The following is a 15,928-nucleotide window of genomic DNA, read 5'->3' as shown; positions in this document are numbered from 1 at the left end:
CGATACGCATAAAAAATCCGAAACCAATCAACAGGTTTCGGATTTTCACACAACAGAAGGATCGGTCAATGGATCCTTAACTGATCGGCATTAGCTCTTTGGAGCCTCTTTTCATTTCTATTGGTCACGCCTTGTGGGCGGATCACCGCTCGATTAGTAAGCCCGCAGGTCGTTATTCGGTGCCTGATCGCTGCGGTGCTTTTGTCAGGTTTTACTCTGTTGGTGCCATCAGCAGCGCAAGTGGCTCAAAGAGTTGGCGATCAGGGTGTGAAAGGAAGAGGTCGCGGCTCGGGTGGGCGGCAAAACGCTTTGCCACCATATTGCCACTACCGCCCGTGGCGGCAGCTACTGGCCGCCTGACACCCCTTTGCGCTCGGCCATCTCCTGCGTGCTGGTTGAATAAATAGATCAGCCATTCAAGGGATTAGCCGGTGCAGTGCGTTTTATCGCCGTGCTGGCCCCGCTTATGCACATCTCTTGGCAACACCATCAAGGGTCGTTGTCGCGGAGAGTTATCATGATCAGCAACCTGCTTCCCCTTGCCTCTATCGCCCTCAAGCTGGGCAGTCAGCTGCTCGGCAGCAGTGCCAAACCTGAGTCTGTGCAGCAAACCGTGCAGGAAGATCGCCTCGCTCCGACCGTCCAGAGCTTGTTCCAGCGGCTGGGGGTCAAGGATGCCGACAGCGAGCAGAACCGCGCTGCCATCAACCACTTTATGGGGGAACTGATGCAGACTCTGGGGCAGGAAAATAGCGGTCCGTCACTCCCAGCCTCCATCGATAGCGCCCGCAACCAGCTGGCGAGCGGCACCCAGAGTACCCGCCTCGATGTGCTGCAAAGTGAACTCGATACCCTCAAGGGCACCCTTGGCGCCAGCCATCTCAATCTCGATCAACTGCTCGGCACCTTTAAACAGACCCTGCCCAATGGCAAGGGGGAGGGGGTGGGTAAACTGCTCAATGCCTGTGCGTGAAATGCCTGAGCAGTATCGACTTCAGTAGATGACGAGCCTGTCAATAAATAATCTGGTAGCGTATTCGTGTGGATGTGATGCAAAGCGTGACTATGGCTATTTCCTAGGAATAGCCCACCCGTTTCATATCCATAGAAGAGAGGAATTCATATCTTTCTATTCGTGGAGAATCAAATATGCCGTCAGTTACACCTATGTATTGCAAAAAGTGTGGTAACCATTTCAATGGCTATTCAAATGGACTTCTCGCTGTTCGGTGTGAATACACTGCCAATTGTCCAGCGTGTGGAAACACAATCGCAATACATAATATTGGGGCTTTTTTTACATCGGTACGTCCTGCTAATTCAGTAGAACTAAAGAAGTCGTAAATAAGGGGAGCTATCGCTCCCCCTCCTCACTTTCAGATATGCCCGAATTTAAGTGCGTTGCGCCAGACATGTTTCGGCAGCAGTGAGGGCCGCTTCTACCTGCTCGCGGGCGACGCCGCCTTTGGCAACCCGTTTGGCGAGGGTCGCTTCCAGCTCCAGATTGGGGTAGACGTCGAACTCGATCACCGGGCTGAAGCGCTGGAACTCGCCGATGGAGAGCTCCTCCAGCGGGCGGCCCACGCTGATGGCAAAGACCACGGTTTCGCCGACGATATGGTGCGCTTCACGGAACGGAATCCCCTTGGCAACCAGATAGTCCGCCAGCTCGGTGGCGTTGGCGTAGCCGCCCTGGGCCGCCGCCATGGTGCGCTCGCCATTGACCTTCAGATCGATGAGCACCAGCGCCGCCATGTCGAGGCAGTCGTGCCAGGTGTCGAGGGCATCGAACAGTCCCTCTTTGTCTTCCTGCATGTCCTTGTTGTAGGCCAGCGGCAGCGCCTTGAGGCTCATCAGCATGCCCATCTGGGCGCCGACCACCCGGCCGGTCTTGCCACGAATAAGCTCGAGCGCATCCGGGTTCTTCTTCTGCGGCATCAGCGACGAGCCGGAAGTGACCGCATCGGAGAGCTCGACAAAGCCCGCCTCGCCGGTGTTGTAGAAGATGAGATCTTCAGCAAAGCGCGACAGGTGGGTCATGGAGAGGGACGCCACGTGCATCAGCTCCACCACGTGATCCCGATCGGAGACCGAGTCCAGACTGTTGCGGGTGGCGCCGCTAAAGCCCATGTCCAGCGCCAGCGCTTCGCGGTCGATGGCATAGGCGGTGCCCGCCAGCGCGCCGCAGCCGAGCGGGCTGGTGTCGAAGCGCTTGAGCGCATCCTGCAGCCGGGAGTAATCCCGCTCCAGCATCTCCACATAGGCCAGTGCCCAGTGGGCGTAGGTGACCGGCTGGGCCCGCTGCAGGTGGGTGTAACCGGGCAACACGGCCGCCTGATTGGCACGGGCGGAGGCGACCAGCCCCTGCTGCAGGGCGGTGATGGATCCGAGCAGCAGCTCGCCCTGGGCCTTGCACCAGAGTTTCAGGTCGGTGGCGACCTGATCGTTGCGAGAGCGGCCGGTGTGCAGCTTTTTGCCGAGATCGCCGACGGCGGCAATCAGCTGGCTCTCGACCCAGGAGTGGATATCTTCGGCATCCGAGCTCAGGATCTGCTGGGGATCCTGCTGCACCGAGGCGAGCAGCACCTCCATCGCCTGTTGCAGTTTGCCCTGCTCATCGGCGGTCAACACCCCCACCTTCACCAGCGCTTTGGCCCAGGCCATGGAGCCCTGAATATCCTGCTCCGCCAGCCGGTAATCGAACCGCAGCGAATCGTTGAACTGCTTGAACCGGCTATCGGCTCCCTGACTGAAGCGTCCACCCCAAAGTGCCATACTGCTCTCCTTGAATGCGTTGTCGGCGGCGCCCTGGCCACCGAGCTTGAAATCGTGCCCTGTTTTTCTGCGAGCCTGTTATCTCACAGAAGTGGCCCGGGCGCTGCCGCTCTTGTCACACCCGCCGATGATGGGTCAGGGGCCATGCCCTCGGCCTATAGAAGAGGGGGCCATGCCCCCTCAACGGAATCAACGGGTTATCTCGCTTGCTTAGCCGTGGGTGTGATCGCCACCGATGGCCTGATGCTGCTCCTTCATGGCGCGGATCCGGCTGGCCAGGGTGTAGAGACGGATAAAGCCTTCGGCATGGCTCTGGTCATACACTTCGTCGGCGCCGAAGGTGGCGAAATCTTCGGAGTAGAGGCTGTTCGGCGACTTCTTCTGCACCGCGGTGACCTGACCCTTGTACATCTTCAGCACCACTTCACCGTCCAGGTCTTCGGCGATGGCGTTGGCCGAGGCGAGGATCGCCTTGCACAGCGGGGTGAACCAGCGGCCGTCATAGACCAGATGGGAGAACTCGGCACCCAGCTTCTCCCGCCAGGCGCGGGTCGGGCGATCCAGTACCAGCTCTTCCACGGCGCGCAGCGCGGCGACCATCACGGTACCGCCCGGGGTCTCGTAGCAGCCGCGGGACTTCATCCCTACCATCCGGTTTTCGGTGATGTCGATGCGGCCCACGCCGTGCTTGCCGGCACGCTCGTTCAGGGTCATCAGGATCTGGTGCGGGCTGAGCGGCTGATCGTCAACGGCCACCACTTCACCCTGCGCCACGGTCAGCTTGACGTACTCCGGCTGATCCGGTGCCTGCTCAGCCGGTACGGTCCACTGCCAGACCGCTTCGGAGGGCTCGTTCCAGGTGCTCTCCAGCTCGCCACCCTCGGTGGAGATGTGCCAGGCGTTGGCGTCGCGGCTGTAGATCTTCTTCAGGGTCGCCTTGCAGGGGATGTTGCGGGTCTCCAGATAGGAGAGCAGATCTTCCCGGGAGCGCATGTCCCAGATCCGCCACGGGGCGATCACTTTCAGCTGGGGTGCCAGCGCGGCGACCGCACCTTCGAAACGCACCTGATCGTTGCCCTTGCCGGTGCAACCGTGGGAGATAGCATCAGCCCCTTCCGCCAGTGCCGCTTCGACCATCGCCTTGGCGATCACCGGACGGGCCATGGAGGTGCCCAGCAGATAGGTGCCTTCATAGACGGCGCCGGTCTTCAGGGTCGGGTAGACGTACTCTTTGACGAACTCTTCCCGCAGATCCTTGATGATGCACTTGGTGGCACCGGAGGCGATGGCCTTCTGCTCGATCCCTTCCAGATCGTCGCGCTCCTGACCGACGTCGGCCACGAAGGCAATGATTTCGGCGTCATAGTGCTCTTTCAGCCAGGGAATGATGGCCGAGGTATCCAGTCCACCCGAGTAAGCCAGTACGATCTTGTTGATTCCGCTCATGTTACTTCTCTCCGTGATGATTCGATGATGATTCAATAAAAGGGTCGTGATTCAGGTTGAGTGCCGCGTTACTTGCCGCCGAGAAGGGTCAGCAACACGGCGTTCTGGATATGCATCCGGTTTTCGGCCTCGTCCATGATGAGGGAGGCGGGGCCATCCATCACCTGCGAAGTGATCTCCAGCTCCCGGTGCGCCGGTTGGCAGTGCAGCACATGCTGGATGCCGGTGCGGTCGAGCAGGGCCTGGTTGATCTGGTAAGGCATAAAGAGGTCTTTGACCTGCTCCATCGGGGTGTTGTCACCCATGGAGACCCAGGTATCTGTGTAGGCCACGTCGAACCCTTCGATATCTGCCACGTCATCGCTGATGTGGATGGTCGCTCCCGACTTGGCCGCCAGTGCCTGCGCCTGCAGGAAGATCTGGGTATCCGGGCCGTGGCCTTTCGGGCAGATCAGGGTGACGTCGGTGCCCAGGGTCGCCCCCAGCAGCAGCAGAGAGTGGCTGACGTTGTTGCCATCACCGAGGTAGGCAAGCTTCACCTTCGACAGGTCGTCGTAGTGCTCGGCAATGGTCATAAAGTCGGCCAGCCCCTGACAGGGGTGGTAGAGGTTGCACAGGCTGTTCACCACCGGCACTGTGCCGTGCGCTGCCAGCTCGACCAGGGTCTGGTGATCGAACACCCGGGCGACGATGGCATCACACCAGCGCGACAGGTTGGCGGCGAAATCTTTCACCGACTCCCGCTTGCCCAGCGCGCCGTTCTGCTGATCCAGATAGACGCTGTGGCCGCCCAGTTTGGCGATGCCGATGTCGAAGGTGACCCGGGTGCGCAGGGAGGGCTTCTCGAACAGGGTGACCACGCTCTTGCCGGCCAGCGCCTGGCTGTACTTCTTCGGGTCGGCTTTCACTGCTTTGCCCAGCGCAATCAGCGCTTCAATCTGGGCTTTGTTCAGATCACTGTCTTTCAGAAGATGTTGCATCGGATGTTCCTTGTTCCGGTGAGGATTAGAGGGCTACCTGATTGCCATCGGCAATCTTGACCAGAGTGCCGACCGCGCCGCCAGCCAGCAGCTTGAGCAGCTGATCCGGGTAACGCCAGCTGGCGACACAGACCGGCTTGCCGAGGGTCTGGGCGGCGTGCAGGGCCGCTTCTACCTTGACCGCCATGCCATCGCGGATCACCCCTTTCTCCATCAGATCCAGTGCGGTCAGCTTGTCGAGCTGGGGCACCAGCTTGCCCTTGCCATCGAGGATGCCGCTCACATCGGAGAGCATCACCAGATCGGCACCGAGCGCCTCGGCAATGGCGGTGGCCGCCTGATCCGCGTTGACGTTCATCAGCTGCCCCTCGGCTGTGATGCCGATGGAGCTCACCACCGGCAGGAAGCCCTGACCGAGGATGCCTGCCACCAGTGCCGGATTGCCCGGCTTGCACTCGCCGACCGCGCCGAGATCCGGGTCGAGCTGGGTCACCTGACACAGGCCACCATCTGCCAGACAGAGCCCCACAGCCGGAATGCCGGTGGCGATTGCCTTGGCCATCATCTGTTTGTTGGCAGTGCCCGCCAGCGCTCCGGCAATAAAGGGGATCTGCTCGAACGGGGTCACCCGCAGGCCATTCTTCTTGGTAGAGGTGAGACCCAGCCCCTTGAGCAGGTCATCCACCAGACAGCCACCGCCGTGTACCAGCACCAGCGGGCGGTGCTGATCGTCGAGAAAGGTTTTGAGGGTGGCGAACAGGGCGGTCAGCGCCTCGTCGTTCTCGATAAGGGCACCGCCCAGCTTGATTACCAGAGTCTGCTTGTTCATCGTTGCAATCCTTCCTTGAGTCCTTAAATCAGGCCGGTGGCCGGTTCAAATCCGAATTTGATATTTATGCACTGCATGGCCTGGGAGGCGGCGCCCTTGAGCAGGTTGTCGATGGCGGATACCACCACCAGCATGTTGCCCTGCTGTTGCCAGGCGATATCGCAGTAAGGGGTGTTTGCCACACCGCGAATAGAGGGCATCTGGCCGGTGAGGCGCACCAGCGGCTTGCCTTCGTAAGCCTTGAGGAAGGCCTGATCCACCTGGGTCGGCGTCACGCCGTCCGCCAGCTGCACATAGATGGTGGCCAGAATGCCGCGCACATAGTTGCCGAGGTGGGGCTGGAACAGCACCTCCTTGCCGAGGTGGTGGCTGATCTCCGGCTGGTGTCTGTGATTGAAGGTGCCGTAGGGATTGAGGCTCACTTCGCAGAAGCTGGTGTTGATGGCTGCCTTGCGCCCGGCGCCGGAAACCCCGGAGACAGCGTTGATGATGGGCTGCCACCCCTTGGCAATCAGGCCATCTTGCTGCAGCGGCTTGAGGGCGCACAGCGATGCGGTCGGGTAGCAACCCGGCACCGCAATCAGCTGGGCGGTGGCGATGGCATCGGCGTTCCACTCGGCCAGGCCATAGACGGCCTGATCCAGCCACTGTTCGCTGTCGTGGGTGAAGCCGTAGAAGCTGTCGTAAAAGCCCTGATCCTTGACCCGGAAGGCGCCGGAGAGATCGAACACCGGCAGCCCCTTGGCGAGAAACTTGGGGGCAAGCGTGGCGCTCACCTCGTGGGCGGTGGCCAGCAGTACCAGATCGGCCTGGGTCAGGATCCGGGTCATGCAGTCGTCGTCCAGCGGCAGCAGCGGCTGATCGAGGGCGCCGACCCACTGGGGATGCAGGGAAGAGAAGCGCTTGTGGGCATCCTGACTGCCGGCGGAGACATAGAGGCCGAACAGCTTGAGTTGTGGGTGGTTCTGTACCAGTGCGGCCAGTTCGGCTCCCGCGTAGCCACTGGCACCGACGATAACGGTGTTAAGCATGTTGAATATTCCAAGTCAGAGTTCGAGATTCACAGCATGACGCTGCAGTGCACAAGGGTGTTCGAGCGCCCCTTTGCACAAGTGCGGAGGGGCAATTCAGGCGGGTGTGTGTCGTCGGTTATAGATCAGGTGACAGAACATTAACTTTCCCTTACAACTAGAAGCCTTTGTTGATGAGCCAGATATTCAGGTAAAATTACAGAATATTCATGCACTCACTTTGCATTTGTATTTTCTAACAGAAACATTCCGGGGACGCAAGGAGGAGCTGATGGCCAATCTGGATTTTTTTTCACTTTATAAGAATATTATTGCGATTCCCTCTATCAGCAGCACGGATCCCAAGTGGGATCAGAGCAATGAGGCGGTGATCCGGCTGCTGGCCGACTGGTTCGGTCAGCTCGGTTTTCAGTGCGAGGTGACGGCGCTCCCCGATCTGCCGGGCAAATTCAATCTGGTGGCGACGATGGGTCAGGGGGAGGGCGGTCTGCTGCTGGCGGGTCACACAGATACGGTGCCGTTCGATGAGGGGGGTTGGAGCAAGGATCCCTTCAAGGTGACCGAAGAGGGCAATCGTCTCTATGGCCTCGGCACCATCGACATGAAGGGCTTCTTCGCCTTTATCGTGGAGGCGCTCAAAGATATTGACCTCACCAAGCTGACCAAGCCGCTGCGCATTCTCGCCACTGCCGACGAAGAGACCACCATGGCGGGGGCCCGCGCCATCGCCGCGGCGGCCGAGCTCAAACCCGACTACGCCGTGATTGGCGAGCCGACCGGACTGGTGCCGGTGGTGGCCCACAAAGGGCACATGTCGGAGGCGATCCGCATTACCGGCAAGAGCGGTCACAGCTCGGATCCCGCCAACGGTGTCAACGCCATGGAGATCATGCACAAGGCGATGGGGCAGGTGCTGCGCTTGCAGCAGGATCTGAAAGATCGCTACGCCGACCACCGCTTTGCCGTGCCGCAGCCAACCCTGAACCTGGGTTACATTCAGGGGGGTGACAGCCCGAACCGCATCTGCGGCTGCTGCGAGCTGCATATCGACCTGCGACCCACCCCGCAGGTGGGGCCGGACGAGCTGATGGGGATGCTCAAAGAGGCGCTGTCGCCCATCGAGATCCACCAGCCGGGCTGTCTGCATCTGCAACATCTGCATGAACCCATTCCCGCCTATGCCTGCGCCGACGACTCTGTGCTGGTGCGCGAAGCTGAGAAGGCGAGCGGTCGCGCCGCCGAGTCGGTCAACTACTGCACCGAGGCGCCGTTTATCCAGCAGCTTGGCTGCCAGACCATAGTGATGGGCCCCGGCCATATCACCCAGGCGCACCAGCCTGACGAGTACCTTGACCTCTCCTTCGTCAAGCCGACCACCTCGGTGTTGCAGCACCTGATCAGACGTTTTTGCCTGTAGTGGCGGCGGTGAGAGGGGCGTAAGAACTGTAAGTAAGTTACATAACAAGCCGGTTGTGGAGTGGTGATGGAAATACATGTTCTGAATCGGCCTGTTATTTGACCTTGCGCAGACAATCTGGGTAGATTGTCACCCTAAGATGACGGAGCATATGTTGTAATCGCACAACAATAAGTGAGGTCGTCTAGCACCCCGGATGGGTGTCAGGCACCAACAAGATAAGGATGTGGAATGAACGAAAAGTACGCCGCACTACGCGCCAACGTAGGTATGCTGGGTCAGCTGCTGGGTAAATCCATCAAGGATCATCAGGGTCAGGCCTTTCTCGACAAGATCGAAACCATTCGCCAATTGGCCAAGTCCTCCCGCAAGGGCAATGAATCAGACCGGGAACGTCTGCTCGATACCCTGCGCACCCTGAGCGATGATGAACTGCTGCCGGTGGCCCGCGCCTTCAGCCAGTTCCTTAATCTGGCCAACGTGGCGGAACAGTTCCACACCATCTCCCGTCGCTGTGAAGAGCAGGTCTGCACCCCGGATCCGCTGGAGCAGATGTTCGACAAACTCAAGGCATCCAACCTGTCACAAGAGGCCATCATTGCGGCCGTGCGCGAGCTGGATATCGATCTGGTGCTGACCGCTCACCCCACCGAGGTGACCCGTCGTACCCTGATCCACAAGCACGTACAGCTCAACGACTGCCTCGAGGCGCTGGAGCTCTCCGACCTGCTGCCTCGCGAGCGGGACAAGATCCTCAACCGCATCGAACAGCTGATCAATCAGGCATGGCACACCAACGAGATCCGCGAACAGCGCCCGACTCCGGTCGACGAGGCCAAGTGGGGCTTTGCCGTGGTGGAGAACAGCCTGTGGCCTGCCATCCCCGAATTCATGCGCAATCTGGACGAGCGTCTGCAACACCATCTGGGTGTGCGGCTGCCGCTGGATGCCGCGCCGGTCAAGTTCACCTCCTGGATGGGCGGTGACCGCGACGGCAACCCCTTCGTCACCGCCAAGGTGACTGCCGAAGTGCTGGAGCTGGGCCGCTGGATGGCGGTGAGCCTGTTCTACAAAGACATCAAGGAGCTCACCTCCGAGCTCTCCATGTCTGACTGTACCGACGCCGTGCGTGCTCGCGTTGGCGATCACCCCGAGCCCTACCGTGCGCTGGTGCGCGAGCTGCGTGAAGCGCTGCGCGAAACCAAGGAGCACCTCACAGCCAAGGTACAGGGTCAGGCGAGCGAGAGCCAGGATCTGGTCAAGACCACCGCCCAGCTGCGCGAGCCGCTGGAGCTCTGCTACCACTCATTGCACGCTTGTGGCATGGGCAATATCGCCGATGGCATGTTGCTGGACGTGCTGCGCAAGGTCGCCTGTTTCGGCATTCATCTGGTCAAGCTCGATATCCGTCAGGATGGTGAGCGCCATGGGCTGGTCTTCTCCGAGCTGACCCGCTATCTGGGTCTGGGTGACTACGCCGAGTGGAGCGAAGATGACAAGCAGGCCTTCCTGCTCAACGAACTGAATTCTCGCCGCCCGCTCATTCCCCACGACTGGGAGCCGAGTGCCGAGGTGCGCGAGACGCTGGATACCTGTCAGGTTATCGCCGAGCACGACCCCGATGCGTTCGGTATCTACATCATCTCCATGGCCGGTGCGCCGTCCGATGTGCTGTCGGTGCAACTGCTGCTCAAAGAGGCGGGTTGCAAGTTTCGCATGCCGGTCGCCCCGTTGTTTGAAACCCAGGATGACCTGATGGCAGGCACCGCCGTGATGGAGCGCCTGCTCTCGGTGGACTGGTATCGCGGCTACATTCAGGGCCGTCAGTACGTGATGATCGGTTACTCCGACTCTGCCAAGGATGCGGGCATGATGGCCGCTGGCTGGGCCCAGTACGCCGCCATGGAATCCCTGGTGGGACTTGCCGAAGCCAACAACATCCGCCTCACCCTGTTCCATGGCCGTGGCGGTACCGTCGGTCGTGGTGGTGCGCCTGCCCATCAGGCCATCCTCTCCCAGCCGCCGGGATCCCTGCGCGGCGGTCTGCGTACCACCGAACAGGGGGAGATGATCCGCTTCAAGTTCGGCCTGCCGAAAGTGGCGATCAAGAGTCTGGAGCTCTACACCAGCGCCGTGCTGGAAGGGAACCTGCTGCCGCCGCCCAAGCCGAAAGAGTGCTGGCGCGAGGTAATGGAACAGCTGGCCGCCGACTCCTGCGATCACTACCGCAGCATCGTGCGTGGTCATCCGGACTTCGTCCCTTACTTCCGTGCCGCCACCCCGGAGATGGAGCTCGGCAAGCTGCCGCTCGGCTCCCGTCCCTCCAAGCGCAAGCCCAACGGCGGCGTCGAGAGCCTGCGCGCCATTCCGTGGATCTTCGCCTGGACCCAGAACCGCCTGATGCTGCCGGCCTGGCTCGGTGCCCACAAGGCGCTGCAACAGGCTATCGATGGCGGCAAGCTGGCCGTGCTGGAAGAGATGAGCGCCCAGTGGCCCTTCTTCCGCACTCGCCTCGAGATGCTGGAGATGGTGTTCCTCAAAGCGGACGTCTGGCTCGCCGAGTACTACGACACCCGTCTGGTGCCGCAGGAGCTGTGGGGCCTTGGCAAACAGCTGCGTCAGGAGCTCGCCGAATCCATCGAGGTGGTGCTGAAACTGAGCCCGCGCGGGGATCTGCTGGAGGATCAGCCCTGGATCAAGGAGTCCATCAAGCTGCGCAATCCCTACACAGACCCGCTCAACGTGCTGCAGGCCGAGCTGCTCAACCGCTCCCGCAACCACCCGGAGACCCTGCACCCCGAGCTGGACAAGGCGCTGATGGTCACTATCGCCGGCATTGCCGCAGGGATGCGTAATACGGGTTGATAAATATTACCAAACAGGTCTGAAATAAAAAGAGCGCATAATATGCGCTCTTTTTTTGTGAGCTTATCTCGTCTACTGCATTTAAAGGGAGTGTATCAGATTAGCCTCAAGACTAATGGCTGGATGTAGAAAATCATATAGCAACCTAGTATTGCATCATCACAACGCACCAGAGTAGTTCGATAGTTAGCCTTTAAAATAATGGTAAATACAATAAAGATTAAATATATCCAAGCTGAGAAAGTACCCGAGAGATAATTAAATAGTATTGAACCGCTTGAAATTAGTAGCAGTGCAATTCGATGGGCAAGGTTGTTGCTTAAAAGAAAGGGTGCTACAACGGCTGCTATCAATGTGACGATTATCATCACTAGTGACATGAGGCACAGCCACCGCTTGCTGCCAGGCCAGCACTGCCTGAAGCCATCATGCCTGCGACACCACTTGCCATGATGGGGCTTAACCTACCGGTAACGGCACCACCAAATGCACCTGCAGCAATCTCTCTCATGCTGGCATCAGGATTGTTGGCAATGACGCCCATCGCCCCCATAACGGCCCCGCCGCCTGCCCATACCAATGCGGGTGCCGCTCTCTTGTTACGCTTGCTTTCATTTATATCTCTTATAACGATAAAGCTATCGTGCTCTATGCTGATAACTACCTTGGTTGAATTTGCGATTGTTGATATGGTATCGACATCAACAAATTCACCAGGGTATATAACAGTTGGATTTGAATTTTTGTCTTCTATTTCAATGTATCGACTCGAAAGGTTTACCACCGTGATGTTTTCTTTGTTGAAATTGATGCAATACTTTCCATCGGCATTAATAGAGTAATCTTCACCAGCGTGTAGTGTGTTGCAGTTACTCAATGGGCAAGTATTGGCATTGGCACTTGAAATACTGCACAGCAATAATGCTGTGGTTAAACAGAGCTTCATCCACTATCTCCAGAGTGGTTCATTTGGAAATTAATCGTTGATTAAATGGGGGTTGTTGTCAATTGTTTTTGGATGTATGCTATTGATTTAATTGTAAAATTTTCTGACAGCACCCTTGGCATTGCGGGTTGTGGGGCAGCACTTGCCTATGATGAGCTCGTTGTCGATGAAAGGGATATTGTGGGAGCTGGGCTGCACCCCATGCTCCCTGAGTTGACCTTGGGCTAGAGCGCTGGGAAGTAGCAGGCGCTCATGTCGATGGGGTGATCGGGGCAGCCGGGCAGATAGAATTGCCAGCCCGCATCGGAGAAGGCGCGCAGTTCGGTTTCGACAAACTTGATGGCGAGGCTCAGGGCCTGCAGGCTGTCGATGCCGTAGATAAAGGTCTTGTCGCTCAGCCCTGCCAGCTTCACCTTGCAGCGCCAGTCACCGCTGGCGGACTTGGGATCCGGCTCGGGGGCCTTGATGGCGATCTTGAGGGTGAGCTGTTCCCCTTCGGTGCTGATGGCGTCGAAGCGGGCAGTAACGATGGCGTTTTTCATCTGGCGATTCCTTTTCCGTGGTTCAGCCCCTGCGGTTGCGGGCGGCTGGCGTTCCTGATGGCTGATGAGGTGAAAACTGGACTCAGGACGGCCAGCGTAAATGAACTTGTGAGTTGAAACAATGGGATATGCGCGACCGGGGGAGGGGGCTTTCGCCGCCGTGAGCGAGCGCAGTGGCGGGAGTTGCAACGCGCTGGCCACCTGTGGTGGCCGAGAGGCTGGCAGGCTGCTAGATGTAAAGGATTGTTGGCTGTGGCCGCAGATTTTTCTGCGCTGCCGATGAGGGCGCGTGAGTCCTCTTGAGGCAGAATATCTCCCCCCTGTTTGACGTTGAAGTACAGGAGTCTCCGTGGCGCTTTCGGTAACCCAGCTTTATGAAGTGATGGCCCAGCTGCCAGATCCCGTCTTTATCCTCAGTGAAGATGGCTATTACGTGGAATATATCGGCGGCATGGAGCAGCAATCCTATCACGATGGCAATCCGCTGGCGGGCAAGCAGTTGGCCGATGTGCTGCCACCCGAGATGGCCATATGGGTCAAGGTGCAGGTAGCCGAATCGCTGGCGAGCGGTCAGGTGCGAGTGGTGGAGTATGAGCTCTCAGCAGCCGAGGTGGGGGGGATCAATGCTGCCGCCGGGCCGCAAGGGATACAGCGTTTCGAGGGCAAGATTGCCCCTCTGCCATCCCTCTATGACGGCAAGCGGGCGGTGGCCTGGGTGACCCGCAATATCACCCGCCAGTTCGAGTTGCAGCAGCGCCTGCAGCATCAGAGCGAGACCGACCAGCTGACCGGCCTCTACAACCGCCGGTTCTTCTTTGAGCACTGCCAGCCGTTACGGGCAGGGGAGGCGCCTTGCGGCCTCATCATGCTCGACATCGATCACTTCAAGCAGCTCAACGATCGTTACGGCCACCAGCAGGGAGATCGGGCCTTGCAGCGCTTCAGTAGTTGTATCGATGCCCTGTTGCGGGTGGACGATCTCTTTGTGCGCAGCGGCGGCGAGGAGTTTCTGATCCTGCTGCCGCGGACCGATGAAGCCGGTTTGCTGCAGATGGCGGAGCAGATCCGTGCCGCCGTCGAAGCGTTGCCTGCCGATCCGGTCGCCATCACGGTCAGTCTGGGCACAACTCTGGTGCAGCCGGAGGAGGAGATCAATCAGGCGCTGGCTCGGGCCGACGAGTGGCTCTATCGGGCCAAGCGGGCAGGCCGCAACCGGGTGGCGCACTGCCCGGCAGGTTGAGAGTGCCGCCCCTGTCGCTGTGGGAAATAGCCTGCGCTTTTACCCTGAATAAATTGGCTGACATCACTGTCAATTAGTAGAAAAGTTGGCCGTATTATTTAACTCATATTCCACAGCTTAAGGTGTTAATATTATCGGCCTGATCGCTGGTCTTATTTGTGTTGTTGGGCAACAGCATGAGGTTTTATCGGTATGTTATCAAACAGGCGTGAATCTGGTTTTGGGTGACGAATGTGATACATCCTGTTGTCTTTTGAAACATTCCGATTCAAACAGTCATGAATTATTAACCTTGACCCGAAAAGCGATTTCAACGATGGTAGCGTGGCAGCTCCATTTCTCTCCGGTGGCCCTATTGGCCGCTGGCGGCGTTGTTTTTTCATGTGCAGGGCGATATGCAACGACATATCTCCAGCCTGTTATTCGGGCCAATAAAAATAATGATGACAGACTAATAAGGTATATATTGCAATGAGTGTTTCTATTGCTGAAAAGAGTAACCCTGTTTCAAAATTGAAATGGGAGAAAAGCGATTCGGTATGGACCATGGGCCTATATGCCACTGCTGTCGGTGCCGGTACGTTATTTCTCCCTATTACGGTTGGCAGTAATTCTCCGGTTATTTTGCTGTTTATTTTATTGCTGGCTTTCCCGCTCTCTTATTATTCCCACCGGGCATTGAGCCGCTTTGTGCTCTCCAGCTCCCATCGGGAAGGGGATATCACCCATGTGGTGGAGGAGCACTTCGGTGCCAAGGCGGGCAAGCTGCTGATGCTGGTCTATCTGATGGCTTTCTACCCCATCATTCTGGTCTACAGCATCTCCATCACCAACGCGATCCAGAGCTTCGTGGTTCACCAGCTGGGGGATGCCGAGCTGCCGCGCGGCTTGCTGGTGCTGGGGGTGATGCTGGGCCTGCATCTGGTGCTGCTGGCCGGCAAACAGATCGTGGTGTCGGCCATCAGCGTGCTGGCGCTGCCGATGGTCGCCTTTCTGATTGGCCTCTCTATCTATCTGCTGCCCCAGTGGAGCCTCTCCTATTTCAGCGAGAGTCAGTCTGTGGACTGGCGTGATCCGGCGTTCTGGAAATCCCTCTGGCTGATCGTGCCGGTGATGGTGTTCTCCTTCAGCCATGCGCCCATTATTTCTTCCTTCAGCGCGGCGCAGAAAAAGCGTTGTCAGGAGAGTGCTGACCTGCGCGCCAAGCGGATCATCAAGTGCAGCAGCATGCTGATTTGCGGCAGCGTGCTCTTTTTCGTGGTGAGCTGCGTGATGAGTCTGAGTCAGGCAGAGATGGCGCTGGCCCGCACCGACAATATCTCGGTGCTGTCGGCGTTGGCGAACAAGTTCTCCAATCCGCTGATCGCCTATGTGGGGCCGCTTATCGCCATTCTGGCCATGTCCAAATCCTTCCTCGGCACCTCCATGGGGGTGAGCGAGGGGACGGTGAGCATGGTGAGCGGTGCCTGTCAGGGGCTGGGGCTCTCCCTCAAGGAGTCAACCATCGCCCGGGTGTCATCGGTGATCCTGTTTATGGTGACCGCCGTCATCACCTATCTGAACCCCAACGTGCTCGACATCATCGAGCGCGTCAGTGGCCCGCTGATCGCGGTGATCCTGTTTCTGCTGCCAGCCTGCTCCATCTATCGCTTGCCCGCACTCAAGCGTTATCGCGGGCCGAGTACCCTTTTTGTGTTGGTGATGGGGCTGCTTGCCATCTCGGCCCTTATCTACGATCTGCTTTGACCGGGCGGTATCCCGCACTGTCTAGTCCTGAAATAGGTTTACACATTTTCAACTAGCATTTCTCTACTCAGAACCCCCTATGTACCGCATCGGGGGTTCTGTATTTCAACG

The 15,928-nt window shown here is 58.5% G+C and carries 12 protein-coding genes; 5 read left to right on the top strand and 7 right to left on the bottom strand.

The window, feature by feature from the left end; translation table 11 throughout:
• Positions 1–517: 517 nt before the first annotated feature.
• Positions 518–973, top strand: coding sequence for a hypothetical protein (locus AB5Y92_RS16620; RefSeq protein WP_368227182.1), 456 nt, complete (start codon positions 518–520; stop codon positions 971–973).
• A 419-nt stretch (positions 974–1,392) separates the two neighbouring features.
• Here AB5Y92_RS16620 and argH read toward each other — a convergent pair whose 3' ends face one another.
• The 5 genes from argH to argC all read right to left on the bottom strand — a co-directional run bounded on the left by argH (position 1,393) and on the right by argC (position 7,061).
• On the bottom strand, positions 1,393–2,775 hold the full coding sequence (gene argH, locus AB5Y92_RS16615) for an argininosuccinate lyase (RefSeq protein ID WP_368227181.1): 1,383 nt from the start codon (positions 2,773–2,775) through the stop codon (positions 1,393–1,395).
• 210 nt (positions 2,776–2,985) lie between these two features.
• Positions 2,986–4,221, bottom strand: a complete 1,236-nt coding sequence (locus AB5Y92_RS16610) for an argininosuccinate synthase (protein ID WP_033115910.1) — start codon at positions 4,219–4,221, stop codon at positions 2,986–2,988.
• A gap of 68 nt (positions 4,222–4,289) precedes the next feature.
• The gene (locus AB5Y92_RS16605) at positions 4,290–5,201 is read right to left on the bottom strand and encodes an ornithine carbamoyltransferase (RefSeq protein WP_064335335.1); all 912 of its coding nucleotides are present in this window, start codon (positions 5,199–5,201) and stop codon (positions 4,290–4,292) included.
• A gap of 25 nt (positions 5,202–5,226) precedes the next feature.
• A complete protein-coding gene (gene argB, locus AB5Y92_RS16600) occupies positions 5,227–6,030 on the bottom strand; it encodes an acetylglutamate kinase (RefSeq protein ID WP_368227180.1) in 804 nt (267 codons plus the stop codon).
• 23 nt (positions 6,031–6,053) lie between these two features.
• Positions 6,054–7,061, bottom strand: coding sequence for an N-acetyl-gamma-glutamyl-phosphate reductase (gene argC / locus AB5Y92_RS16595; RefSeq protein WP_368227179.1), 1,008 nt, complete (start codon positions 7,059–7,061; stop codon positions 6,054–6,056).
• 271 nt (positions 7,062–7,332) lie between these two features.
• On the opposite strand from argC, the gene argE reads away from it, so the two are divergent.
• Positions 7,333–8,478 carry an acetylornithine deacetylase gene (gene argE, locus AB5Y92_RS16590; protein ID WP_227341843.1) on the top strand — a complete coding sequence of 382 codons (1,146 nt, stop codon included), beginning with the start codon at positions 7,333–7,335 and terminating at the stop codon, positions 8,476–8,478.
• 231 nt (positions 8,479–8,709) lie between these two features.
• Positions 8,710–11,343: a phosphoenolpyruvate carboxylase gene (gene ppc, locus AB5Y92_RS16585; protein WP_069528737.1), complete on the top strand. Its 2,634-nt coding sequence runs from the start codon at positions 8,710–8,712 to the stop codon at positions 11,341–11,343.
• Between the two features lie 370 nt (positions 11,344–11,713).
• On the opposite strand, the gene AB5Y92_RS16580 is transcribed toward ppc, so the two are convergent.
• Positions 11,714–12,289, bottom strand: a complete 576-nt coding sequence (locus AB5Y92_RS16580) for a hypothetical protein (protein ID WP_368227178.1) — start codon at positions 12,287–12,289, stop codon at positions 11,714–11,716.
• Between the two features lie 224 nt (positions 12,290–12,513).
• Positions 12,514–12,831, bottom strand: a complete 318-nt coding sequence (locus tag AB5Y92_RS16575; protein ID WP_058056329.1) for a hypothetical protein — start codon at positions 12,829–12,831, stop codon at positions 12,514–12,516.
• Between the two features lie 349 nt (positions 12,832–13,180).
• Between AB5Y92_RS16575 and AB5Y92_RS16570 the strand changes: the two genes are divergently transcribed.
• Entirely contained in the window at positions 13,181–14,071 is an 891-nt protein-coding gene (locus tag AB5Y92_RS16570; RefSeq protein WP_201986413.1) for a GGDEF domain-containing protein, read from the top strand.
• A gap of 471 nt (positions 14,072–14,542) precedes the next feature.
• Positions 14,543–15,817 carry an HAAAP family serine/threonine permease gene (locus AB5Y92_RS16565; protein ID WP_201986416.1) on the top strand — a complete coding sequence of 425 codons (1,275 nt, stop codon included), beginning with the start codon at positions 14,543–14,545 and terminating at the stop codon, positions 15,815–15,817.
• Positions 15,818–15,928: the final 111 nt, after the last annotated feature.

The organism is Aeromonas sp. R1-1 (assembly GCF_040908495.1).
GTDB classification, from domain to species: domain Bacteria; phylum Pseudomonadota; class Gammaproteobacteria; order Enterobacterales; family Aeromonadaceae; genus Aeromonas; species Aeromonas veronii.
The sequence above is the reverse complement of the archived record's forward strand: the minus strand, read 5'-3'. Positions and strand labels throughout refer to the sequence as shown.

Bases quoted from the DNA above. Each gene is read 5' to 3' on its own strand.
- AB5Y92_RS16620 (WP_368227182.1), top strand. From the start codon at position 518: ATGATCAGCAACCTGCTTCCCCTTGCCTCTATCGCCCTCAAGCTGGGC.
- argH (WP_368227181.1), bottom strand. From the start codon at position 2,775: ATGGCACTTTGGGGTGGACGCTTCAGTCAGGGAGCCGATAGCCGGTTC.
- AB5Y92_RS16610 (WP_033115910.1), bottom strand. From the start codon at position 4,221: ATGAGCGGAATCAACAAGATCGTACTGGCTTACTCGGGTGGACTGGAT.
- AB5Y92_RS16605 (WP_064335335.1), bottom strand. From the start codon at position 5,201: ATGCAACATCTTCTGAAAGACAGTGATCTGAACAAAGCCCAGATTGAA.
- argB (WP_368227180.1), bottom strand. From the start codon at position 6,030: ATGAACAAGCAGACTCTGGTAATCAAGCTGGGCGGTGCCCTTATCGAG.
- argC (WP_368227179.1), bottom strand. From the start codon at position 7,061: ATGCTTAACACCGTTATCGTCGGTGCCAGTGGCTACGCGGGAGCCGAA.
- argE (WP_227341843.1), top strand. From the start codon at position 7,333: ATGGCCAATCTGGATTTTTTTTCACTTTATAAGAATATTATTGCGATT.
- ppc (WP_069528737.1), top strand. From the start codon at position 8,710: ATGAACGAAAAGTACGCCGCACTACGCGCCAACGTAGGTATGCTGGGT.
- AB5Y92_RS16580 (WP_368227178.1), bottom strand. From the start codon at position 12,289: ATGAAGCTCTGTTTAACCACAGCATTATTGCTGTGCAGTATTTCAAGT.
- AB5Y92_RS16575 (WP_058056329.1), bottom strand. From the start codon at position 12,831: ATGAAAAACGCCATCGTTACTGCCCGCTTCGACGCCATCAGCACCGAA.
- AB5Y92_RS16565 (WP_201986416.1), top strand. From the start codon at position 14,543: ATGAGTGTTTCTATTGCTGAAAAGAGTAACCCTGTTTCAAAATTGAAA.